Below are 21,589 nucleotides of genomic sequence, written 5' to 3'. Positions count from 1 at the left end.
CATGGGCGTGGACGGCACTGGCGGGACGGACGGCACACGCCACAGCTCTTTCGTGGTGGCACACCGTGGCGCATCGGCCGAGCGGCCCGAGCACACGCTGGCGGCCTACGAACTGGCGCTGAGCCAGGGCGCCGACGGCCTCGAATGCGATGTCCGGCTGACCCGCGACGGACATCTGGTGTGTGTCCACGACCGCAAGGTGGACCGCACGTCCAACGGCACCGGGCTGGTCAGTGAGATGAGCCTCGCGCAGCTGCGCGAATTGGATTACGGCGCATGGCATCCCAGCCGGGCCGACGGCGGCCAGAGTTCGGCCGGCCTGCTCACCCTCGACGACCTGATCCGGCTGGCGCTGGACTGGGGCCGGCCGGTGAAGCTGTTCATCGAGACCAAGCACCCCGTGCGGTACGGCGCGCTCGTCGAGAGCAAGGTGCTCGCGCTGCTGCACCGGTACGGCATCGCGGCGCCGGCCTCCGCCGACCTCGCCCGCGCCGTGGTGATGTCGTTCTCGGCGGCGGCGGTGTGGCGGATTCGCCGGGCCGCACCGATGCTGCCGACCGTGCTGCTCGGCGAGACGTCGCGATACCTGGGCGGCAGCGCGGCGACGACGGTCGGTGCGACGGCAGTGGGCCCGTCGATCACCACGCTGCGTGAGCATCCCGAACTGGTCGACCATGCCGCCGCGCATGGGCGTGCGCTGTACTGCTGGACCGTCGACCATTACGAGGACGTGCGCTACTGCGCGGATCTCGGTGTCGGCTGGGTCGCCACCAATCACCCGGGCCGAACCAAGGACTGGTTGCAGAACGGGTTGACGGGCGCGGGCCGGGACACCGGCCAGGACGCCGGGCAGGACGCCTAGGCCTGACCGCCTAGAGGTTGCCGCCGGCGGCCGCGGGCGCGGTCGGGTCGGCAGCACCGGTGCCCGCCAGTTCGCGGGCGACGAAATCCTCGAGATTGAACAGGTTTTCGCCGGCGCGGTCGGCGATCTTCACCAGCGTGGTGATGGTCGCGACCTCTTCGACCTGCTCCTTGAGGAACCACTGCATGAACTGCTCGCCGAGGTAGTCGCCCTCTTCGCGGGCCACGCTGGCCAGCCGGCTGATCTGCTCGGTGACGACGCGTTCCTGGGTGAGTGCGAGCTTGAGCGCATCGGTCGGCGAGGCGAAGGTGTTGCGCACCGGGTCCACGCCCGGGATCTCGACGTCGATGTCGCGATCGAGCAGGTACTTCACCAGCATCATGGCGTGATTGCGTTCTTCGACGGCCTGCGCATAGAAGTGCTTGGCGAGCTGGGGGAGGTCTTCGCCATCGAAGTACACGGCCACCGCAATGTATTGCTGAGACGCGCCGAATTCGCTTCGAATCTGTTCCTGGAGCAGTTGGTGGAATTTCGTTTCGAGGCGTGTCGCGTCGGTCATGAAAGTGAAGATAGTGCAGGTCAAATGGCCTTGTCATGCAAGGTCAACCTAATTCAGGAAAGCATATCCTTACCCGGTGTGACGTATGCAATATCCATTAATTCGAATTGCTGAATGCGAATAGGTAAGGCTTGGCTGACGTGATGGGGAATTCGCCCGGAATTACGCCGGGTGCAGCCAGCCCAAATGGCGGGCGGCCAACGCGTAGCCCACGAACGCCACCGCATCGATCACGCCGTGCCCGATGATCAACGGCCACAACCGGCCGGTGCGCCGCCAGGTGTACCCGAACACCAGACCCATCGCGATGTTGCCGAGTCCGGCGCCGAAACCCTGATACAGGTGGTAGGCGCCGCGCAGCAGAGCCGACAGGACGAGGGACTTGGTCGCCGAGACGTCCAACTGGCGCAGCCGGGTCAGCAGGAACCCGACGACGATGATCTCTTCGGCCCAGGCGTTCGCGAACGCCATCAGCAGCAGCACCGGAATCCGCCACCAGGTGTCGCCGAGCGTGCTCGGCACGACATCCACGCCGATGCCCAGCGCCCGGCCGGCCACGTACAGCCCGAGTCCGGGCAGACCGATCAGCGCGGCCAGGCCCAGACCGCCCAGCAGATCGGGGCGCCAGCGGAAGCGGCCCAGACCGATCGCCGCGGGCCGGAAGCCGCTGCGCCACAACAGGTACAGCGCCAGGAAGCCCCAGCCGACCAGGGTGATGACGGGACTGAGGTTGAGCAGGAAGTCGATGAAGTCGATCGGGGAGCGACGGCGGTTGAGCGCGACCTTCTGCCCCGACAAGCCGAGGATGACGGCCTCGGCCAGGCTGACCACGGCCGTGTAGGCCGACAGGCCGAACGTCACGGCCAGCACCACGGCGATCTCGAGGCGCAGCGCGCGACGTTCGGTGTGTTCCTGCTGCGGCCCGGTCATCGCAGCTACGGTAACCGGCGCTTGTCTAATGCTCGGCGCGCAAGCGGCTCATCGTCCTGATGCTCTTCGCGCAAGCGGCTAATCGACGCCCTCAGATCTTGCGCGCGCGGAGCCCGTTGAGGAACGGGCAGCCCATCAGGGTGCGGATGGCTCGGCTCAGGCCGGTGACGTCGTCGACGGGCTTGGTGAACGGCAGCCGGACGTCATGGTCGCCGTCTTCGCGTTCGATGCGCAGCTGGACGCCGTAGCGGTCCAGACCCAGCGGGCGCACGTGGCCGTGGCGCAGCGTCACCGGCAGCCGGCTGGCGAGCCGGTCGACCATGTCGCGGTGCGCGCTCTCCATGTGCTGCACCCAGTGCGACTCCATGGCGCAGAACGGGTCGGGGCGGGCTTCCAGGAGCGCGCCGACGGGCACCGACTCGGCGCCGGTGGCGTCGGCCACCACGACGGACTCGATCTCGAGGCGGACCAGCGTGTAGGGCGTGTCGGTGTCACCGGCCCCGGAGCCGGTGTTGACCTGCAGCAATGCCGGGTGCGGGTGCTCGGAGGCGATCAGGTCGAGCATGGCCGGGACGCGGGCGGACGGCACATCGTGGAGACGTCCGCGAAACCAGACGAGGGAGCGGACCCGTTCGCGCAGCGGCAGGGCAGCGAGGTCGGTCAGCTCCAGCATGGCGGCGACGCCAACGGCCCCGGCGGCCGTGACGGTGGCGGCGAGCAGGCCCGCGGCCGGCACGGTCAGGGCGACGGAGCCGTCGGCCAGCAGGTGATGCACGGGCGTGGTCGTCGGTGTGACGCCGTCGGCGGCCAGGGTCGCGTCGGCGGCCCGGGCGCACGCGCTGCGGACACGTTCGGCCGTGGTCGGTGCTGCGATTGTCGTCGTGAGGTCGCGCATGTCCCGCCTTCGCTGGTAAGTGAGGTAAGCCTAAGTTAACTATCGCGGGGTGTTGGCGCAAGGCCTATCGAAAGGCCCGCGTCGCGGGCGTCGGCCGACCGGCAGCCAGTAGGGTTGCGGCGTGGCACGCATCGCCTATCTCGGGCCGCAAGGCACCTTCACTGAAGCGGCCATGTTGCAGTTGGTCGCCGGCGACCCGGATTTCGAACCGGTCGCCTGTGACAGCTCGAGCGCGGCCGTGGAGGCCGTCCGGGCGGGGGACGCCGACTACGCGTGCGTGCCGATCGAGAACTCCATCGAGGGCTCGGTGCTGCCGACCATGGACAGCCTGTCGTCGGGCAGCGGAGTGCAGATTTTCGCCGAGCACACGCTCGACGTCGCGTTCAGCATCGTCGTCCGGCCGGGGGTCACCGCCGCTGCGGTGTCGACCATCGCGGCGTTCCCGGTGGCCGCGGCCCAGGTGCGCCGCTGGCTGGCAGACCGGCTGCCGCACGCCACCCTGGTGCCCGCGATCTCCAATGCCGGTGCGGCGCAGCAGGTTTCCGAAGGTCTGGTGGACGCCGGTGTCAGTACCGCGCTCGCGGCCGCGCGGTGGGAACTGGACTCGCTGGCCGACGGTGTGGTCGACGAGCCCAACGCCAGAACGCGCTTCGTGCTCGTCGGCCGTCCGGGTCCGCCGCCGCCGCGCACCGGCGCCGACCGGACATCCGTCGTGCTGCGGTTGCGCAACGAACCGGGTGCCCTGGTCTCCGCGATGACGGAGTTCTCGATCCGGGACATCGATCTGACGCGCATCGAATCTCGGCCCACCAGAACGGAATTGGGCACGTATATCTTTTTCCTGGATTGTGTCGGACATATCGACGACGCGCCGGTCGCCGAGGCGCTCAAGGCGCTGCACCGCCGGGTGGCCGACGTGCGGTACCTGGGGTCGTGGCCGACCGGAGTGGCTGCCGGCGCGGCGCCGCCGGTCACCGATGAGGCAGCGCAGTGGTTGGCGGGGTTGAGAGAGGGGCAACGCGGATGAGTGGCCGTTTGGTTCTGGTGCGGCACGGGCAGTCGGAGGCGAACGTCGCCAAGCGGCTGGACACCCGGCCGCCGGGAGCGGCGCTGACCCAACTCGGCCGGCAGCAGGCTCGCGATTTCGGGATCGACTGGGCGCACCCCGTCGGCCTCGTCGTGCATTCGGTCGCGGCTCGCGCCCAGCAGACCGCCGCCGAGATCGCAGACGGGCTGGGCCTCGATCCGGTCGAGGCGCACGGGATCCACGAGGTGCAGGTCGGTGATCTGGAAGACCGCAGTGACGCGGCCGCCATCGAGCAGTTCGACGCCATCTACGAGGACTGGCAGCGCGGCAAGCTGGATGTCGCCATGCCGGGTGGCGAGACCGGCCGCGAGGTGCTGGATCGGTACGTGCCGGTGCTGACGAACCTGCGCGTGCGCAGCCTCGACGATCACGACTGGGTCGGGGACATCGTGGTGGTGAGCCATGGTGCCGCGATCCGGCTGGTGGCCGCCCACTTGGCCGGTGTGGACGCCGATTTCGCGTTGGAGCATCACCTGCTCAACGCCGAATGCGTGGTGCTCAGCCCGATCACCGACGGCCGGTGGAGCTGCGTGCAGTGGGGTGCGAAGACGCCGCCGTTCTACCCGGGGCACGACCCCGAAGCGCCGCCGGCGCCCGACCCGATGGCCTGACTATCCGGTGGCGCGCAGACCCATCGCGGGTTCTGCGCAGCCACACCCGACCACGTCGCAGTCGATGCGCAGGGTGTGCTCGGATTCGGGTAGCGCGCACATCTCGTCGGTACATTCGGCCGGCAGGCCCACGTGCACGATGACCGTGCCGTGGCAGTGCGCCAGCCCATCCACGCAATTGCGGCAGGTGGTGCTCATGACCTCTGTTGTAGCACCGCGGTCCGACAAAACCGCGGTGCCGCGCGGCTCAGCCCCAGCCCAACTCGTGCAGCCGCTCGTCGTCGATGCCGAAGTGGTGGGCGATCTCGTGGATCACCGTGATGGCCACCTCGTCGACGACCTCCTCCTCGGAGTCGCACATGTCGAGCAGGGCGTCGCGGTAGATCGTGATGGTGTCGGGCAGCGCGCCGGCATAGAAGGAATCGCGTTCGGTGAGCGCGACGCCCTCGTACAGGCCCAGGATGCCGGGATCGTCGGGGTTCCGCGGCTGCACCAGCACCACGACGTTGTCGAGCGCCGCGGCGAGCCGGGGCGGGATCAGGTCGAGCGCGTCGGACACCAGCTCCTCGAACCGCTGCTGCCCCATACGGACAGGCATGGCTACGGCGCGGGCGCGGGCACCACCGGTCCGGGGGGTGCGCCCCCACCCACGGGTCCGGCCGGCGCCGGTGCGGGTGCCTCCTCGAGCGGCGGTCCGTCCAGCGGCGCGCCGAATCCGGGCGGCGGCGCCGGCGCGGGCGGCGGGCCGTTGAGGAATGTGTTGCCCTGCTGCTGCTGAGGGCCGCCGGGGGTGGTGTTGCCGTGCTGGTTGGAGGTGTCGGTCTGGCCGGGCATGTGCTGGTTGCCCTGCGGCGACTGCGACGTCTGCTGGTCGCGCTGGTTCTGGCTCGACTGGCTGGAGGAGCCGGACTGCGAACCCTGCGACGAGGACGACGACGAGGACGACGACGAGCTCTGCGACGACGTGTCCACCGGCGGCTCGACGACCGGGATCGGCGGGAGGTTCAGCCGTTCCTCCGGGATGGCCGGCGGTGCGACGGGCGACTGCCCGTTGATCAGCAGCGGTCCCTTGGCGCTGTTGACCAGCGTCGACCAGCCGCCGTTTCCGAGCGACGAACCGATGCTGCAGGACACCTGCCGGCTGCCGGCGGTCCAGCTGGGCAGCGCGATGGAACTGTAGATCAGCGTCAGTGTGGTGGCACGCAGCTGCACCGGGGCCAGGTACTCGTCGGTGGCCTTGGTGCAGTTGTCCTTGATGTACGCCAGCTGGTCGGGTTCGGCCGGCATGACGTCGTGGTACTTGTCGGCCAGGTTGACCGCGCCGGTGACCTCCATGGCGTGCGGCGCCGAGCAGTCGACCGGAATGTCGATGGGCTGGTTGGTCGCCGGGTCGATGCCGAGGCAGGTGCCGGCCGGCCACACCTTGGACTGGTCGACGTCCGCGACCTTGCCCTTGTAGGCCAGCTGCTGGCTGTTCGGGCCGAGCAGCTGCAGGCCGCACAGCATGCGGCGCTGGCCCTTGGATTTCCAGGCCTTGTCGCCGGACCAGACCAGGCTGACCGCGAACTTGCCGTTGGGGTCGTAGCGCGGGCCGAGGTAGTCGCGCGCCGCGTTCTGGCACTGCTCCTGGCTGATCTGTTTGATCCGGGCGTCGGACGGCGGCGCGGCATCGGGGCCGTATTCACTGCCCGGGAACGTCCGCATGTCCAGGGACTCGGCGACCTCGAAGCGGTGTTCGTTCTTGCAGTCGACGATCTCGACGGCGTCGGGCGAGCGATCCGGCCAGTTCAAGCACTCACCGGGCTTGGCGTGGTCGAGGGTGTCACTGACACGGCCGGCGTTGACGCGGCCCGTGTTGAAGCCGAGTCCGGTCGGACCGAGCGAGCCGTCCGGCATGACGGTGAGGACACCGGCGATGAGCAGTCCGCCGAGCGCGGTGAGGACGAGCGCGCGCTGCGTCCCGGTGGCATGCATGCCATGCATGCGCTGCCGCCAGGTGGTCGTCGTCTTCGGCGCGTCTGGGGGCGTGTCCAGGCCCTGTTCGACTGCCGGGGGTGCGTCCAACATCGGTTCCATTGTGACAGCCGCCGTAGGACGTGTGACAAGAGTTGCAGTTGTACTGTTATGTGGTTGTGCCCGGGCCCCGCTAGAGGCCCTCGACATTCCACGGCCGCGGCGACAAAAGTAGTCTGACGCCCGTGATCGACCTCAAGTTGCTCCGCGAAGATCCGGACCGGGTACGGGCATCGCAACGGTCCCGTGGCGAAGACCCCGGCCTCGTGGATGCGCTGCTCGACGCTGACGCGGCCCGGCGCGCCGCCATCGCCGAGGCAGACACCGCACGCGCCAACCAGAAGGCGGCGAGCAAGCTCGTCGGCGCGGCCTCGCCGGAAGAGCGGCCCGCGCTGCTGGAGAAGGCCAAGGAACTGTCCGCGGCGATCAAGGACATCGAGGCCCGACAGGTCGCGGCCGAAGAGGCGTTCACCGCCGCACACCTGGCGATCGGCAACGTCATCATCGACGGCGTGCCCGCGGGCGGCGAGAGCGACTTCGAGGTGCTGGATGTCGTCGGTACGCCGACGGAGATCGAGAACCCCAAGGACCACCTCGAACTGGGCGAGGCCCTCGGCCTGCTGGACATGGAGCGCGGCGCCAAGGTGTCGGGCTCGCGGTTCTACTTCCTCACCGGCCAGGGCGCCCTGCTGCAGCTCGGTCTGCTGCAGCTGGCCGTCCGGCTGGCCACCGAGAACGGGTTCACCCTGATGATCCCGCCGGTGCTGGTGCGGCCGGAAGTCATGCGCGGCACCGGATTCCTCGGCGCCCACGCCGACGAGATCTACCGTCTCGAGGCCGACGACCTGTACCTCGTCGGCACCTCGGAGGTGCCGCTGGCCGGCTACCACTCCGACGAAATCCTGGACCTGTCCGAGGGTCCGCTGCGGTACGCCGGCTGGTCGTCGTGCTTCCGCCGCGAGGCCGGCAGCTACGGCAAGGACACCCGCGGCATCATCCGCGTGCACCAGTTCGACAAGGTCGAGGCCTTCATCTACTGCAAGCCCGAGGACGCCGAGGCCGAGCACCAGAAGCTGCTCGCCTGGCAGCGCCAGATGCTCGCCATGATCGAGGTGCCCTACCGTGTGATCGACGTCGCCGCAGGCGATCTCGGTTCGTCGGCGGCCCGCAAGTACGACTGCGAGGCCTGGGTGCCGACGCAGCAGGCCTACCGCGAGCTGACGTCGACCTCGAACTGCACCACATTCCAGGCCCGGCGCCTGTCCACGCGTTACCGCGACGAGAACGGCAAGCCGCAGACGGCGGCGACCCTCAACGGCACGCTCGCCACGACGCGCTGGCTGGTCGCGATCCTGGAGAACCACCAGCAGCCCGACGGCAGTGTCCGGGTGCCCGAGGCGTTGGTGCCGTACGTCGGCACCTCGGTGTTACAGCCCAAGTAGAAGAAACCACGTCGGCGGGGGCATGACGGTGGCACAACCGGTGCGGGTGACGGTGCTCGGCCCGGTACGGGCCTGGGTCGGTACCGATCCGGTGGACCTGGGCGCGCGCATGCAGCGGGCGCTGCTCGCCCGGCTGGTGGCGGCCCGCGGGCACACGGTGTCCGTCGACCGGCTCATCCACGACCTGTGGGAAGGCGAACCGCCGCCCAAGGCACTGTCGGCGCTGCAGGTCTACGTCTCGCATCTGCGCCGCGTCCTGGAGCCTGATCGCCAGCGCCGGGCACCGGCCCGCATCCTCGTCAGCGCCGCGCCCGGATACTGCCTGCGGCTGCCGGACGACGCCGTCGACGCCTGGTACTTCGAAGCGAAAGTGACTGCGGCGCAAGATGAATCAGACCCACGGCGGCGCGCCCAGCTGCTCGACGAGGCGCTGGCGGGCTGGGCCGGTGAGCCGTTCGCGGGGGCCGGTGACGCCTTGTGGGCGGTGCCGGAGGTGGCACGGCTGACCGAACTCCGGTCGGCCGCGGTGGAAAGCCATGCCGCCGCGCATGTCGAGCTCGGTCGGTACGGCACCGCGGTCGCGGCGCTGGAAGGACACGTCGCCGCGCATCCGGGACGCGAAGGCGCGGCCGCAGTCCTGGCGACCGCCCTGTACCGCACCGGTCGGCAGGCCGACGCGCTCGAGGTACTGCGGCGCACCCGCGAGCACCTGATCGACGAGCTGGGCCTGGAGCCCGGCCGCGCGCTGCGCGATCTCGAGCGCGACATCCTGCGGCAGGCCGACCATCTGGAACCGTCGCGGCCCGCGCCGGTCCGGGCGACGGCGCCGGAGGTCCCGGACGCGGCGCCGCGCGAACCGGCGGGCCTCGTCGCGTACGGCCGGGCCGAGGAGCTCGCAGCCATCGACGCCGCGGCACGCAGCGTCGCCGCCGGTGTCAGTGCGGTGCTGTGGATCGGCGGCGAGGCGGGCTCCGGCAAGACCACGCTGGCCGCGGCCGCCGCGGCCCGGTTGCGCGCGGCAGGCTGGCGGACCGTGCACGGCCGGTGCCAGGAGGTCCACGGCGCGCCCGCGGGCTGGGCGTGGACCGAGGTGCTCCGGGAGCTGGGCGATGCGACGGATCAGGACCGGCAGGCGCTGGCCCCGCTGCTGCACGACCGCGCCGCGGCCGAGCAGGGCACGTTCTGGCTCGGGCAGGCGGTCGCCGACGCTCTGAGCGCCGTCGCCGAGCAGCAGCCGCTGGCCGTCGTCCTCGACGACCTGCACCGCACCGACGGCCTGACGCTGGAGCTGCTGCGGCTCGTCGCCGACCGCACCCAGGACCGTCGCGTCCTGGTCATCGCGACGTACCGCCCGTCGGAGGATCGCGGCGAACTCGAGGTGGCGCGGGCGGCGCTGACGGTGCACACGTCGGCGCACCTGATTCTCGGCGGGCTGGACGCCGCGGCCACGGCCGCCGTCGCCGCCGACTGCGGACTGACGACCAGTGGCGAGGCGCTGCGCCTGCTGCGCGAACGCACCGGCGGCAACCCGCTGTTCGTGCGGGAACTGGCCCGGCTGATGGCCGCCGAGGGGCCCGACGCGGTGTGGGCGTCGGTGCCGGTCGGCGTGCGCGATGTGCTGCGGCGCCGGCTGGCCCGGCTGCCCGGCCCGACGGTCACCGCGCTGCGTCAAGCGGCCGTGCTGGGCCGCGACATCGATGTCGACCTGCTGGCCGAACTGGGCCGCAGTGACCCCGACGATCTGCTCGACGCGCTGGAACCGGCCGTGCTGCTGGGCCTGCTCGACGAACCGACGCCCGGCCGGCTGCAGTTCGCGCACGGGCTGGTCCGCGACACCCTGTATGAGGACACCTCGAAACTGCGGCGGTCGCGGTTGCATGCCGCGGCGCTCGAGCTGCTGCGCGCGCCTGGTCGCTCGGTCGATCCGGCCGCGCTGGCCCACCACGCCGTCGCGTCTGCGACCGCGGAAACCGCTTCGGCGGCAGCCGATTTCGCCACCGCCGCTGCTCGGGACGCGGGTTCGGTCGGGGCGCATGCCGAAGCCGCCCGGCAGTGGCGCGCCGCGGTCCAGATGCTCGAACTGGCCGCCAGCCGGCAGCTGGCGCCGAGCGTGGCGATGCTGGACCAGGACATCGAGGTCCGCTGCGGCCTGATCGCCGCGCTAGCGCAGTCCGGCGACGCCGTCACGGCGCGCAGTGAGATGAAATGTGCGCTGCAGCTGGTCTCGGGCCGGTCGCGTGACGATCTGGTGGTGCGCATCCTCACGGCGTGGGACACCCCGCTGGTGTGGCGCGACCGCGAGTACGACGAATCCGACGGTCAGATGATCGGGCTGCTGCGGCACGTGCTGGCCGGCGACGTCTCTGCGGCGGACCGCATCCGGCTGCTCAAGGCGCTTTATGTCGAGCTGGAGGGCAACGACCCGGAGGGTGCGCTGGCCGCCAGCACCGAGATGCTCGCGCTGGCGCGGCAGGTGTACGCCGACGATCCCGGAGCGGGCCGCCTGCTGTGCACCGCGCTCAACGTGCACGCCTTCTGCGCCCTCGGCCCCGACCTGGACGGCGAGCGCGACGTGCTCGCCGCCGAACTGCTGCAGACCGCGGAGGCCGCCGAGCAGGCCGACTACCAGGCGGTGGCGCACTGGCTGCTGTCGCTGGCCGCCGGCAACCGGTCCGACCTGGCGACGGCGAAGCGTCACGTCGACCTCGCGGTGGCGCGCGCGAGCACCGGCCAGCTGGTCCATCTGCTCGGCGTGCTGGGGCTGTTCCAGGCCCGGATGTACCTGCTCGCCGGCCGGTTGGAGGAGGCGGTGAGCGCCTACACCGACCTGGCCGCGCGGATGGCCGAAAACGGCGCTGCCAACGGCGCCAAGCTGGCGATGGTCGGCCGGGTGACTGGGGAGTTCTGTCTCGGCGACCTGGGCACCCTGGCCGACGAGCTGGTGTTCTTCTACCGCGAGATTTCGGTCGCCGCGTTGGACGCGGCGGTGCTGGCGCTGGTCGCGCGGGGCCGCGAGGCCGAGGCCCGGGCGCTGTGGCCGGACCGCAAACCGATCGAGCGGGCCTATTTCTGGGTGCCGTTCACCGTGCTGCGCGTCAATGCCGCGGTCGCAATGGGTGACCTCGACGAGGTGCGGGCCCGGGCCGCCGAACTCGAGCGCTACTCCGGCAGCATCGCCGGGCTCGGAGTCGACGGGCTCATGGTCGGGCCCGTCGACGACGCGCTGGCCGCGGCCGCCGATGCGCTGGGCCGGCCCGACGAGGCCCGCGCCTACCGCAAGGCCGCCGACGCGCTGCGGTCCCGGCTCGCCGCCGAGGCGTTGAGTTTCATCGACTAGCCGGCCAGGGCCTCGTACCGGCTCTCCGCGAGGTCGCCGAAGACGGTGCGCACGACGCGCCGGTGCCGGAACATCAGGACCGCCAGAAACGCCCGCAACCCGATGCTCAACTTGCCCGCCATCGAGGCGCGCTCGTCGTCGGTCATCACGGCCAGTGAACGCGGGCCGTCGAACGACATCCGGCTGCCGGCGCGGGCGGCTGCCTCCACGTCCTCCCAGTCGTCCACCGATACGTGCTCGGTGATCAGCGGGAACAGGTCGAATTCTTCGTCGTTGATGTGTTCGGTCAGCAGCGCGGTGAGTTCGGCCAGTTCGAACGCCATGAGGAACGCGACCTTGCGGTCACCGTTGGACAGCCGGAACGCCGCGGCGCGCGCCCGCAGCTGATCGAGGCGCGGGTCCAGCGCGGCGTGGTCGTCGGTGAGTTCGCTCAGGTCGAGGTGAGCGCCGACGCTGGCCTGGATCACTGGCCACAGCACCGTGTCCTCGGTGCTGTGGTGGTGATGGATCGAGTCGCACAGCATCTCGATGTACTGCGAGATGGCGCGGGCCCGGGCGGGCGTGCAGATGACGTCGCGGTCGCGCACGGCCTTGGCCAGCTCGGTGAGCCGGACCAGGTCGACGAGCATGGCGCGGTGCGCCAGCCTGATGCCCAGCAGGTCGGGCTTGGGCTCGCCGGCCTGGCGGGGTGCGACGCTGACGGCGGGGACGGAGGTGGGCACAGCAGACTCCTCGTGATCGGTTGCGCACAGCGTGGTGCCCGTGACTTAAGCGCGACTTGGTTGTGGCTTGTCGGTGCTGGTCACGGCCGCAGTAGGGTGGCAGCCATGATCGATCTCGACCTGGACGACATGCGTGGCTGGTTCGGCTTCGGGGTGGCGGGCAATTTCGCCGGGCACCTCGAACAGGCCGGGGAGGCAGTCGATTTCGTCAATGTCCGGTCCGAGGGCGGGGCACCCAAGGGCATTTTTCCGTGGTACGCGCCGGGCAGCGACACGTTCCTCGGCGAGTTCCCGCTGTCCACCGACGCGGTGCAGCTGCCGGTCAGTGACACCCCGCTGAACCTGCAGATCGAGCCCGAGGTCGGGCTGGCGTGCGAGGTGTCGTGGTCGGGCGACCGGGTGGTCGGGCTGCGGCCGTTCGCGCTGGGCGCGTTCAACGACTGCTCCATTCGCCGGCCCAACGCGCCGAAGATCAGCCACAAGAAGAACTGGGGTCCGGCGTCCAAGGGGGTGGCCCCGCAGTTCTTCGCCATCGACGACCTGAGCCCCGACGGTCCGACGTCGTCGCTGCGGCTGGCGAGCTTCCTGGACGACGGCAGCGGCGTCGAGCAGGCGTACGGCCAGGACAGCCCGCTGCTGGGCTACTCGTACTACGGGACACAGCTGCTGGACTGGATCGTGGACCGGCTGGCGAACCAGAAGGGTTCGGACGACACACCTTTGGAGGATGTCGGCGCCCTGATGGTGGCCAGCGGTCACCCAAGGAAGCTGCTCGTCGGCATCGGCGCGACGCGCTACACCGAGCTGGGCGAGTCCACCTACCTCAAGACGGGCGACCGGGCGATCGTGCGCGTGTACGACACCGCCTCGGACGACGTCTCGGAGTTGCTGCAGACGGTGCGGACCGCGAATTAGCCGGGGTCACATCGCCGGTTTCGGCGTAGCATTGGTGCACGTCGGGGCCATCGGCCGGAGGTGTCCATGATGTTCGACTCGACCCGCTCTCTCGTCCTCGCGTCCACGGTGATGCTCGCGTTGGGCTTCAGCGCTGCTGTGGCCGCCGCCGATCCACCCGCGCCGGGCACCCCGTGCGGCCAGGACAAGGTGATCACGTCCATCAACACCTGCGAGCCGCTCAACTCGTCGTGTACCGGCTACGACGGCATGCTCATCGGCCGCGTCGCTGCGGACGGGCGGTGCGTGATTCCCGGGCTCGACGGCACCAGGTGGTAGCAGCCGCCATTTGGTCACTGTCGGCGAGCGGCCTGCTCTCCCAGTAACTCGTCGAGCGTGGCCAGAAACTCTTTGGGCCGCAACGGGGTACACGCCGGCGCCGGGGTGGTGCCGACGACGTCGAGGGTCACCAGCGTCGACTTGATGGGCCGCCAGATGTCCAGCGGCAACCAGCGGCGCGGGTCGGTGCCGCCCCAGATCAGGAACCGGTCCATGATGAAGCCGAGCGACTCGGCCTTGTAGCCACGGACCGCGCTGAGTGGGATGATCTTCGACGTGCCCGACGGAAAGTGGTAGCGGCGCAACGTGATCGCCTGCCGGTCCAGGAAGATCTGGCCGTCGTCGTAATGCGCGTCCGGGCGAGCGCCGGACTGGGCGCTCGTCACCGCTTGGCGCTCCGCAACTCATGACCCTTGGAGGTCAGGCAGCGGCCGTTGTCCAGGTTCCACTGCCAGCCGTGCAGATTGCAGGTCAGTGTGTTGCCCTCGACGATCCCGAACTTCGACAGGTCGGCCTTCAGGTGCGGGCACCGGCGCTGAATTTCGTAGCCGCCCAGCTCGATGGACGCCGAGGTGTCGTGCGCCTCGGCGAACCAGCCGTCGGCGTAGGCGATGCGCTCGTCGGTCAGGCACTTGAAGAACGTGTACAGGTACTCGTTGTAGCCGCCGACCCGCCACGCCTGGAACCGGGTGGACAGGAAGATGGTGTTGACCCAGTCCGGCTCGTCGTCGCGCAGCACGGTGCGCACCAGCTCGGGTGCGATACCGAAGCCGTAGCGGAACTTCTCGTCCGGAATCGCCTCCCGCACAGCCCGTTTCGGGAAGTCCAGGACCACGGTCTGAGATTCGACCCCAGTGCCGATCCTCAATTCAACCGGATAGCCGATGCCGTCGCAGATCTGGTCGCTCTGCACCATGATCGGTTCGAACTTGGCGCGCAGTGGCTCCAGCAGCGAATCGCCGGAAGCCGGTGCCCAGGAAGCCTTTTCGGCAGCCAGCACGGGCGCCATGCGCTGCGCGTAGGCCTCGATGTAGGCGGCCTTGCCGGTGGTGAAGATCGCCTCGGCCTCGGCGTCCGGAATGGGGTGCACAAGCGAGTCGAGCGCCGACCCGGTGAACGTCGCCACGGTGCCCGGGATCATCAGCAGCCCACCGTTGTGGCCGTGGCTGCGCAGCTGGTCCAGGAACACCGCCTGGTCGGGGAAGATGTTGGCCGGATCGTCGTGATCGTCGTTCAGCCAACGCAATTCGGGATCCAGGAAGCATGGCGGCCCGGCCGACGGCACCACCCAGGTGGCGCCGACCTGCGCGATGTACTGGCGACAGCGGTCCATCTGGCGCTGCCGCTTCTGGGTGCCGAAGGCCTCCTTGGCCCGGGCCGGCATGTCGTAGACCATGGGGTACCAGATGGCGCCCGAGTACTGCAGCATGTGCACGTCGACGTCACCGAACTCGGTGGCCACCATGTCCAGATCGATCGGGCGGGCGTCGTTCATGTTGAACGCGACGGTCTCGCCGTCGGACACCACGAGGCCCGAGTCGCCGATCGGGCCGTCGGCCGGGGCGCGCAGGGCGATGATCATGATGTCCAGATCACCCTTGGGCCCGCTGACGCGGTGCTTCACCGAATCGGTGGTCTCGAAGAATTTGTGGAAGCCCAGGGCCTCGAGCTCGCGACGCAGGTCCGGCACCGGGTAGTCGGGCAGCAGCACCGTCGCGTCCTTGTTGACGTGCGCGCGCAGGTGCTCCGGGTCGAAGTGGTCCTTGTGCAGGTGGCTGACGTACAGGTAGTCGCAGTCGCCGAGCGCATCCCAGTCCAGCCGGCTGTTGTCGGGGAACGGGAACCACGACGCGAAGTAGGCAGGGTTCACCCACGGGTCGCAGAGAATGCTGCCCGCGGCGGTATCGATCCGGAATCCGGCGTGTCCAACGCTTGTGACCTGCACAAATGCCCCTTTTGGCGGTGACGAGTTCGCCAGCGAGTCTAGCTGGATTCCGGAGCGTCCCAGAGCGAGCGGTAGTAGTCGATGCGTTCGTCGTCCCGCGCCACCCCGTAGGCGTCCAGCAGGGCGGCCTCGTAGTTGCCGGGGTAGTTCCAGTCCAGGGACATGGTGGCGATCGCGAGGTCGGCCCACCGGTCGGCCACCCCGAGGTCCCCGATGTCGACGTGCCCGACGAACGCGCCGTCGTCGCTCATCAGGGTGTTCGGCGAGCACGCGTCACCGTGGCAGACCACGAGGCGGTCCGGATCGGGGACGTCGACGACCCAGGAGGGCCGCCCGAACGGGCAGTCCGCGACGGGCAGCGCGTCGTGCATGGCCCGCAGGCCGGCCCCGATCGCGCGGGCCGCGGTCTCGGGATCGTCGGACCACAGCGGGTCGACGGCGGAGCGGCCGGGCAGGCCCGCGGTGTGCAGCCAGCCCGGTCCCGCGCCGAGCACGCGCGGGACGGCTATGTACCGGACGGCCCAGCGCAGCCGGACGGCCTCGTCGGTCAGCAGCGGCGCGTGCTCGGCGGGATAGGTCTTCACGTACTCGGCGCCGGCGCCGATGGCGAACGTCACGCCGCCGAGTTCGTTCTCCCAGACCGCGGTGACGGGACGGCCGGCGGCGAGGGTGTCGACGACGTCGGGAACAGGTACGGGTCCGCTGGGGAAGGTCACCCACCCGACCTTTCCACGCACGGTACCGACGGTCCGCACTAGGCTGATCCCCGTGGAACCGGTATATGGCACCGTGATCAAGCTGGCGCGCACGGTGTGGCGGGCGCAGGGTCTGACCTTCACCGTGACGGGCGCGGAGAACCTGCCGGTCAGTGGCGGCGCGGTGGTGGCGATCAACCACACCAGCTACTTCGACTTCACGTTCGCCGGGCTGCCCGCCGTCATGCAGAAGCGCGGCCGCAAGGTGCGGTTCATGGCGAAGAAGGAAGTCTTCGACAACAAGTACGGCGGCTGGCTGATGCGCAAGATGCGCCACATCCCCGTCGACCGCGGCAGCGGCGCGGACTCCTACGCCGAGGCGGTCAAGCAGCTCAAGGCAGGCGAGCTTGTCGGCGTGTACCCCGAGGCCACCATCAGCCGCAGCTTCGAGATCAAGGCGTTCAAGTCGGGCGCGGCCCGCATGGCCATCGAGGCCGACGTGCCGATCGTCCCGCACATCATCTGGGGTGCCCAGCGGATCTGGACCAAGGGTCATCCGCGCAACATGCGCCGTCCCAAGGTGCCCATCTTCATCCACGTCGGTGAGCCCATCTACCCGACGCTGCCCGCCGCCGAGCTGACGGCGCTGCTGCACGCCCGCATGCAGCACCTGCTGTCGGAAGTCCAGGACCGCTACCCCGAACATCCCGCGGGCGAGTTCTGGGTGCCGCACCGGCTGGGCGGCGGCGCGCCGACGCTGGCCGAGGCCGACCAGATGGACCTCGACGAAGCCCGCGAGAAAGCGGCGCGTCGGGCGGCGCGGCAGGCGGAAGGGGCGCCGGAGTAGCGCCATGGAGCCAGTTTTCCGCGGCATCGAGATTGCCGCCAAGGCGGCCGTCGCCGCCACGGGAACCCGGATCACTTACCAAGGGCTGGAACACATTCCGGATACGGGCGGTGCGGTGATCGCGATCAACCACACCGCGTACGTCGACTTCTTGCCGGCCGGGTTGGCCGCCACGCATCGGCGGCGCCGGGTCCGCTTCATGCTCAAGGCCGAGGTGCAGCAGGTGCCGATGGGCAATTTCCTGGTCAAGCGCGCCGGGCTCATCCCCGTCGACCGCAGCTCCGGTGGCGACGCATATCCCATCGCCGTCGAGCGACTGCGCGCCGGGGAACTGGTCGGGGTGTACCCGGAGGCCACGATCAGCCGCAGTTTCGAGCTCAAGGAGTTCAAGACCGGCGTGGCGCGGATGGCGCTCGACGCGCAGGTGCCGATCATCCCGGTGATCGTCTGGGGCGTGCACCGGATGTGGACCAAGGATCACCCGAAGCGGCTGGGGCGCAAGAAGATTCCCGTCATCGTTCGGGTGGGTGCGCCGATCGAGGCGAGCGGTCCTGTCGCGCAGGTGATGGCGACGTTGCAGCAGACGATGACCGAGCAGTTGCACGCCGTCCAGGAGGAGTACCCGCACCCGCCGGGTGAATACTGGGTGCCGAGCCGATTGGGCGGCGGCGCCCCGACGCCCGAGGAGGCCGAAGTGCTGGAGAAGGCCGAGCGGGCCCGCCGGGCAGCTGGGGGCCGGTGATGCTGCCCGCACTGATTGCCACCGACGTCGACGGCACGCTGCTCGACACCCATGAGCGGGTGACGCCGCGGACGCGCGCCGCCGTGCAGGCCGCCGTCGCGAACGGCGCGAAGTTCGTGCTCGCCACCGGCCGGCCGCCACGCTGGATTCCCCCGGTGGTCGACGCCCTGGGACTGTCGCCGATGGCGGTGTGCGCCAACGGCGCGGTGCTCTACGACTCCGCGGCCGACCGGATCGTCTCGGCCCACACCCTGAGCCCGGATGCGTTGGGCGAGTTGGCCGAGATCGCCACCCGGGTGATCCCCGGCGTCGGGCTGGCGGTCGAACGGGTGGGCCGCACCGCGTTCGACGAGTCGATGCCGCAGTTCGCGAGTTCGCCCGGCTACGAGCATGCCTGGCACAACCCGGACAACACCGAGGTCTCGGTCGAGGACATGCTCAGCGTGCCGGCGGTGAAGCTGTTGATCCGCAAGGCCGGCGCGCACAGCGCCGATCTGGCCGCGGCGCTGGCGCCGCACGTCGGCGTCACGGGTGACCTGACCTATTCGACCAACAACGGGCTGATCGAGGTCGTGCCGCTGGGCATCAGCAAGGCGACGGGCGTCGCCGAGATCATCCGGCCGTTGGGCCTCACCGCCGAGGACGTCGTGACGTTCGGCGACATGCCCAACGACATCCCGATGCTGACCTGGGCCGGGCTGGGCGTGGCGATGGGCAATGCGCATCCGGAGGCCCTGGCGGCCGCCGACGAGGTCACCACGACCAACAGTGACGACGGGGTGGCCCGGGTCCTCGAACGCTGGTGGCTCTAGTCCGAGCCCGCTAGCTCTGCATCTCGATCCGGCTGAACCGCTCGAGCTGCACCGGCTCCTGCTTCGGCGGCGGCGGAAGTTCTTGTGGGACACCGTCGATGACGCGCGTCACGGTGCCGTTCTCGCGGTCGAAGTTGAGGGTGCCGTGCTGGAAGTTCTGCACGATCCACTGGGGTTCGGCGATCTCGCCGCTGGTGGGCAGCCCGAGGGCGCCGCGTTCGAAACCCAGTGCGCCCCAGGCGTCGTACAGCGCTCCGGTGAGCGGCTGGGCGCCGGTGTTCGGCGACCAGTACATGGCGCCGTGGTCGAAGGTCGCGTAGCGGGTGTGACCGTCGGCCGCGGCCTCCGGTGAGGTGGCGACACCGAGAGGGCCGGACGCCCCGCCCATCGCCTGCCACTTGTCGAAGATGGCGCCGCCGCGCAGCATGTCCATCGCGCTCAGGGCGCCGGGCGGCGCGGTGAAAGAGGCTGCGATGTCCCGCAATTCGCCCATGGCGGCATAGGCGGCGTTACCCGGGCAGTCGGTGTTGCCGACATCGCGGTGGGTGAAGATCGTCGGCAGCGTCGGCGTCGCGCCGGCGGGGAAGTGGGTGAACGAGCCGCCACCCGACGTCAGCACCACGCTGCCGAGGGGGTTGACGTGGTCCAGGCTCAGCCGCCAGCCGATGAGCCGGCCGGTCATCTTGAGCTGCAACGGCGTCGGGGGCACGGCGTCGAAGTCACCGAGCATGGCCACGCCCCAGGTGTCGACGTTGAAGCCACCGGTGTGCGAGCCCTCCACGGGTCGCGTCATGCCGCCGAACCGGCCCTCGAAGACCTGTCCGTACTTGTCGACCAGGGCGTTGTAAGCGATGTCGCACCAACCCAATTCGCGGGTGTGGTACTCGTAGATCGACCGGACGATGCCCGCGGAATCCTCGGGCGCGTAGTCGTTGCTGCCTGCGGTGTGGTGCACGATGGCCGCGCGCACGCCCGGGTCGTAGACCGGTTGTCCGCAGCGGACGCTCTCGTTGGCGCCCCACTGGGCGCGGCTGATGATGTTGGGCGGCTGGTTGGGCGCCGACACCGCGGTCGGCTGGAACTGCACGTCCGCGGGTGCCTCCGGCGGGCTGATGAGCACCGCTTTCATGCTGGGGCCCAACGGCTTTTCGACGTCGACCGGGCGGTATCCCAGGCCGGGGCCCTGCGGCCGGTCGCCGGCCGGCGGCGTGGCGGCGGCTTCGGCGGGCCGGGTCACCGCGATCTGGACGGTGTTGGTGCGGCCGACGAACACGGGTTCGGTGCCGCGCGTGGTGGCATGCGCTTCCCCGACGCCGTCGGGCGCCTCGACCTCGTACCAGGGGCCCCAGGTTCCGTCGGCCTTCTGGGCGCGCACGCGCGCCGAGGTTCCGGTGAAGTCCGACGCCGTGAGGGCGACCAGGGAGAAGGGCGTGTCCTGGTGAATTTCCCGGACGGTCTGTCCGCCGCCGACGCCGGCCAGTGGCTGCGTGTGGAGCTCGGGTGCGGACGGTTTGTCGTCGGTCAGGCCGGGGATGCCGGGGATGCCGCTGACGGCCAGCGGCACCATCACGACGGTCGCCGCCAGGGCGGACAACAGTATTGACGGTGCGGGACGACGGCGCGGCACAGCGCGAATGTTACGTATGTGTCAGGTGTTACCCGTGTTTCGACACGGATTACTGGGCTGTCAATTCTCTGCAAGACGCCGCAACGGCACCGCAGAGCCTTGTGGCTTCTGCGGTGCCGTCTCGGTTACAGGTCTTCAGTTGTGTATGACAGATGTCACGCGGGGGCCGGCAGTGCCGGTGCGGCCGCAGCGGCTGCCGCGGGGGCGGCCTGGGCGGACTTCACCGCTGACGTGATGGCCGGCACGACCATGCCCTTCAGCAGGTCGATCGCCTGCGTCGCACCCAGCTGGTTGGCCGCGCTGGTCAGGTCGCTGATCAGCCCGCCGCCACCGCTGCTCGGCGCCGCGCCGAGGCCGAGGCCGTCACCGCCACCCAGGCCGACCGACGGGTCGCCGAGGATGGGGTAGCTGCCACCGAGGCCCTGGCCCGGGCCGAGGCCCAGGCTCGCGTTGGGATCGGTCATGGGCATGCCTGCGGTGCCGAGGCCCGCCGGGCTCGCGCTGATCGACGGCGTCGTCAGACCCGTGGCGTTCAGGCCGGGAGCGGTCAACCCGGGCGTGCTCACGCTCGGGAGGGTCGCGCCCTGGGTCGTCAGACCCGCGCTGGGCAGGGCGCCCAGGCCCGGGGTCAGCGATGACGGGCTGGTGGCGCCCAGGCCGGTCGGCGGGGTCAGGCCGGGTGCGGTCGCCCCGGTCGGCGGGGTCAGGCCAGGCGCGGTCAGCCCGGTCGACGGGGTGGTGCCCAGGCCCGGGGTCAGACCGGCCGGCGGAGTGAGCCCACCCGCCGGGGTGAGGCCGGCCGGCGGGGTCAGGCCGGGGGTGGTGCCCAGGCTGGGGCTGGTACCGAGGCCGGGGGTCAGGCCGGTCTGCGGGGTCAGGCCACCGGTCAGCGGGCTGGGGGAGCTCGCGGCTCCGCCCATGAGGTTCGGCAGGTTGACGCCGAACTGGGACAGGCCCTGCGACAGCGCGGACATGACCTCGTTGGGCAGGTCGGTCACGAGCGCGGCCTGGACGAATTCCCGGTGCTGCGGTGTCGGGTTTGCCGGGGTCATCTCGGCGACCGCCACGAGTGCGATCGGACTTGCGACGGCCACGGCGGCGACTGCGCTCATGGCTGTCGAGAGCTTGCGTCGACGTCGGTTAGGCACGGAAGTCTCCTCAATCTGTGGGGTACGGCTCGAGCTGGCTTGCTGAGTCGTCGGTACTGACGCAATCGATGTTAAAGCTGTG

General features: G+C 70.1%; 22 protein-coding genes. 10 read left to right on the top strand and 12 right to left on the bottom strand.

The window, feature by feature from the left end; genetic code table 11:
* Position 1 precedes the first annotated feature (1 nt).
* Positions 2-862, top strand: coding sequence for a glycerophosphodiester phosphodiesterase (locus ACZ5IQ_RS27975; RefSeq protein WP_212807579.1), 861 nt, complete (start codon positions 2-4; stop codon positions 860-862).
* Positions 863-872: 10 nt separating this feature from the next.
* On the opposite strand, the gene ACZ5IQ_RS27970 is transcribed toward ACZ5IQ_RS27975, so the two are convergent.
* The 3 genes from ACZ5IQ_RS27970 to ACZ5IQ_RS27960 all read right to left on the bottom strand — a co-directional run bounded on the left by ACZ5IQ_RS27970 (position 873) and on the right by ACZ5IQ_RS27960 (position 3,246).
* Positions 873-1,421 (bottom strand): ferritin, encoded by a 549-nt coding sequence (locus ACZ5IQ_RS27970; RefSeq protein WP_212807577.1) that lies wholly within the window; start codon positions 1,419-1,421, stop codon positions 873-875.
* Positions 1,422-1,583: 162 nt separating this feature from the next.
* Complete coding sequence (locus ACZ5IQ_RS27965; protein WP_212807576.1) at positions 1,584-2,351, bottom strand: CPBP family intramembrane glutamic endopeptidase; 768 nt, start codon at positions 2,349-2,351, stop codon at positions 1,584-1,586.
* Positions 2,352-2,442: 91 nt separating this feature from the next.
* Positions 2,443-3,246 carry a DUF2470 domain-containing protein gene (locus ACZ5IQ_RS27960; RefSeq protein ID WP_212807575.1) on the bottom strand — a complete coding sequence of 268 codons (804 nt, stop codon included), beginning with the start codon at positions 3,244-3,246 and terminating at the stop codon, positions 2,443-2,445.
* Between the two features lie 121 nt (positions 3,247-3,367).
* Between ACZ5IQ_RS27960 and pheA the strand changes: the two genes are divergently transcribed.
* Both pheA and ACZ5IQ_RS27950 read left to right on the top strand, forming a co-directional pair.
* Entirely contained in the window at positions 3,368-4,273 is a 906-nt protein-coding gene (pheA, locus tag ACZ5IQ_RS27955; RefSeq protein WP_212807573.1) for a prephenate dehydratase, read from the top strand.
* The gene (locus ACZ5IQ_RS27950; protein WP_212807571.1) at positions 4,270-4,944 is read left to right on the top strand and encodes a histidine phosphatase family protein; all 675 of its coding nucleotides are present in this window, start codon (positions 4,270-4,272) and stop codon (positions 4,942-4,944) included. Before pheA ends, ACZ5IQ_RS27950 begins: the two co-directional genes overlap by 4 nt.
* Here ACZ5IQ_RS27950 and ACZ5IQ_RS27945 read toward each other — a convergent pair whose 3' ends face one another.
* From ACZ5IQ_RS27945 to ACZ5IQ_RS27935, 3 genes are read right to left on the bottom strand one after another with little or no spacing between them, the layout of a single operon-like run.
* The gene (locus tag ACZ5IQ_RS27945) at positions 4,945-5,142 is read right to left on the bottom strand and encodes a hypothetical protein (protein WP_212807569.1); all 198 of its coding nucleotides are present in this window, start codon (positions 5,140-5,142) and stop codon (positions 4,945-4,947) included.
* Between the two features lie 49 nt (positions 5,143-5,191).
* Positions 5,192-5,542, bottom strand: a complete 351-nt coding sequence (locus ACZ5IQ_RS27940; RefSeq protein ID WP_212807567.1) for a metallopeptidase family protein — start codon at positions 5,540-5,542, stop codon at positions 5,192-5,194.
* 2 nt (positions 5,543-5,544) lie between these two features.
* Entirely contained in the window at positions 5,545-7,020 is a 1,476-nt protein-coding gene (locus tag ACZ5IQ_RS27935) for a septum formation family protein (RefSeq protein ID WP_212807565.1), read from the bottom strand.
* A gap of 122 nt (positions 7,021-7,142) precedes the next feature.
* On the opposite strand from ACZ5IQ_RS27935, the gene serS reads away from it, so the two are divergent.
* Both serS and ACZ5IQ_RS27925 read left to right on the top strand, forming a co-directional pair.
* Positions 7,143-8,399: a serine--tRNA ligase gene (gene serS / locus ACZ5IQ_RS27930; RefSeq protein WP_212807563.1), complete on the top strand. Its 1,257-nt coding sequence runs from the start codon at positions 7,143-7,145 to the stop codon at positions 8,397-8,399.
* Between the two features lie 22 nt (positions 8,400-8,421).
* Positions 8,422-11,736 (top strand): BTAD domain-containing putative transcriptional regulator, encoded by a 3,315-nt coding sequence (locus tag ACZ5IQ_RS27925; RefSeq protein WP_212807561.1) that lies wholly within the window; start codon positions 8,422-8,424, stop codon positions 11,734-11,736.
* Here the strand turns inward: ACZ5IQ_RS27925 and ACZ5IQ_RS27920 are convergent.
* Positions 11,733-12,458 carry a hemerythrin domain-containing protein gene (locus tag ACZ5IQ_RS27920; protein ID WP_212807559.1) on the bottom strand — a complete coding sequence of 242 codons (726 nt, stop codon included), beginning with the start codon at positions 12,456-12,458 and terminating at the stop codon, positions 11,733-11,735. The two genes, ACZ5IQ_RS27925 and ACZ5IQ_RS27920, sit on opposite strands and share 4 nt — an antisense overlap.
* Positions 12,459-12,563: 105 nt before the next feature.
* Between ACZ5IQ_RS27920 and ACZ5IQ_RS27915 the strand changes: the two genes are divergently transcribed.
* Positions 12,564-13,373 (top strand): DUF5718 family protein, encoded by an 810-nt coding sequence (locus ACZ5IQ_RS27915; RefSeq protein WP_212807558.1) that lies wholly within the window; start codon positions 12,564-12,566, stop codon positions 13,371-13,373.
* Positions 13,374-13,442: 69 nt separating this feature from the next.
* Positions 13,443-13,691: a hypothetical protein gene (locus ACZ5IQ_RS27910; RefSeq protein WP_244872731.1), complete on the top strand. Its 249-nt coding sequence runs from the start codon at positions 13,443-13,445 to the stop codon at positions 13,689-13,691.
* A gap of 14 nt (positions 13,692-13,705) precedes the next feature.
* Here the strand turns inward: ACZ5IQ_RS27910 and ACZ5IQ_RS27905 are convergent, their stop codons facing one another.
* The 3 genes from ACZ5IQ_RS27905 to ACZ5IQ_RS27895 are packed head-to-tail and all read right to left on the bottom strand — an operon-like array spanning position 13,706 to position 16,352.
* The gene (locus tag ACZ5IQ_RS27905) at positions 13,706-14,077 is read right to left on the bottom strand and encodes a hypothetical protein (protein WP_212807556.1); all 372 of its coding nucleotides are present in this window, start codon (positions 14,075-14,077) and stop codon (positions 13,706-13,708) included.
* A complete protein-coding gene (locus tag ACZ5IQ_RS27900) occupies positions 14,074-15,636 on the bottom strand; it encodes a Rieske 2Fe-2S domain-containing protein (protein WP_212807554.1) in 1,563 nt (520 codons plus the stop codon). Before ACZ5IQ_RS27900 ends, ACZ5IQ_RS27905 begins: the two co-directional genes overlap by 4 nt.
* Positions 15,637-15,674: 38 nt before the next feature.
* Positions 15,675-16,352, bottom strand: coding sequence for an aminoglycoside 3'-phosphotransferase (locus ACZ5IQ_RS27895; RefSeq protein WP_212807552.1), 678 nt, complete (start codon positions 16,350-16,352; stop codon positions 15,675-15,677).
* 52 nt (positions 16,353-16,404) lie between these two features.
* On the opposite strand from ACZ5IQ_RS27895, the gene ACZ5IQ_RS27890 reads away from it, so the two are divergent.
* From ACZ5IQ_RS27890 to ACZ5IQ_RS27880, 3 genes are read left to right on the top strand one after another with little or no spacing between them, the layout of a single operon-like run.
* Positions 16,405-17,178, top strand: a complete 774-nt coding sequence (locus tag ACZ5IQ_RS27890; protein WP_212807550.1) for a lysophospholipid acyltransferase family protein — start codon at positions 16,405-16,407, stop codon at positions 17,176-17,178.
* Positions 17,179-17,182: 4 nt separating this feature from the next.
* Positions 17,183-17,920: a lysophospholipid acyltransferase family protein gene (locus ACZ5IQ_RS27885; protein WP_212807548.1), complete on the top strand. Its 738-nt coding sequence runs from the start codon at positions 17,183-17,185 to the stop codon at positions 17,918-17,920.
* The gene (locus ACZ5IQ_RS27880; protein WP_212807546.1) at positions 17,920-18,732 is read left to right on the top strand and encodes an HAD family hydrolase; all 813 of its coding nucleotides are present in this window, start codon (positions 17,920-17,922) and stop codon (positions 18,730-18,732) included. The genes ACZ5IQ_RS27885 and ACZ5IQ_RS27880 overlap by 1 nt, the downstream gene beginning before the upstream one ends.
* Positions 18,733-18,742: 10 nt before the next feature.
* Here the strand turns inward: ACZ5IQ_RS27880 and ACZ5IQ_RS27875 are convergent, their stop codons facing one another.
* Both ACZ5IQ_RS27875 and ACZ5IQ_RS27870 read right to left on the bottom strand, forming a co-directional pair.
* Positions 18,743-20,359 carry an N-acetylmuramoyl-L-alanine amidase gene (locus ACZ5IQ_RS27875; RefSeq protein ID WP_212807544.1) on the bottom strand — a complete coding sequence of 539 codons (1,617 nt, stop codon included), beginning with the start codon at positions 20,357-20,359 and terminating at the stop codon, positions 18,743-18,745.
* A 155-nt stretch (positions 20,360-20,514) separates the two neighbouring features.
* The gene (locus ACZ5IQ_RS27870; protein WP_212807542.1) at positions 20,515-21,507 is read right to left on the bottom strand and encodes a hypothetical protein; all 993 of its coding nucleotides are present in this window, start codon (positions 21,505-21,507) and stop codon (positions 20,515-20,517) included.
* Positions 21,508-21,589 lie beyond the last annotated feature (82 nt).

The organism is Mycobacterium toneyamaense (assembly GCF_055384815.1).
This window is presented reverse-complemented; position numbering and strand designations above follow the sequence as displayed.

Coding starts and splice junctions, on each gene's coding strand:
- ACZ5IQ_RS27970 (WP_212807577.1), bottom strand. CDS start 1,421: ATGACCGACGCGACACGCCTCGAAACGAAATTCCACCAACTGCTCCAG.
- ACZ5IQ_RS27910 (WP_244872731.1), top strand. CDS start 13,443: ATGTTCGACTCGACCCGCTCTCTCGTCCTCGCGTCCACGGTGATGCTC.
- ACZ5IQ_RS27965 (WP_212807576.1), bottom strand. CDS start 2,351: ATGACCGGGCCGCAGCAGGAACACACCGAACGTCGCGCGCTGCGCCTC.
- ACZ5IQ_RS27885 (WP_212807548.1), top strand. CDS start 17,183: ATGGAGCCAGTTTTCCGCGGCATCGAGATTGCCGCCAAGGCGGCCGTC.
- ACZ5IQ_RS27925 (WP_212807561.1), top strand. CDS start 8,422: ATGACGGTGGCACAACCGGTGCGGGTGACGGTGCTCGGCCCGGTACGG.
- ACZ5IQ_RS27880 (WP_212807546.1), top strand. CDS start 17,920: ATGCTGCCCGCACTGATTGCCACCGACGTCGACGGCACGCTGCTCGAC.
- ACZ5IQ_RS27940 (WP_212807567.1), bottom strand. CDS start 5,542: ATGCCTGTCCGTATGGGGCAGCAGCGGTTCGAGGAGCTGGTGTCCGAC.
- ACZ5IQ_RS27960 (WP_212807575.1), bottom strand. CDS start 3,246: ATGCGCGACCTCACGACGACAATCGCAGCACCGACCACGGCCGAACGT.
- ACZ5IQ_RS27975 (WP_212807579.1), top strand. CDS start 2: ATGGGCGTGGACGGCACTGGCGGGACGGACGGCACACGCCACAGCTCT.
- ACZ5IQ_RS27935 (WP_212807565.1), bottom strand. CDS start 7,020: ATGGAACCGATGTTGGACGCACCCCCGGCAGTCGAACAGGGCCTGGAC.
- ACZ5IQ_RS27950 (WP_212807571.1), top strand. CDS start 4,270: ATGAGTGGCCGTTTGGTTCTGGTGCGGCACGGGCAGTCGGAGGCGAAC.
- ACZ5IQ_RS27945 (WP_212807569.1), bottom strand. CDS start 5,142: ATGAGCACCACCTGCCGCAATTGCGTGGATGGGCTGGCGCACTGCCAC.
- ACZ5IQ_RS27915 (WP_212807558.1), top strand. CDS start 12,564: ATGATCGATCTCGACCTGGACGACATGCGTGGCTGGTTCGGCTTCGGG.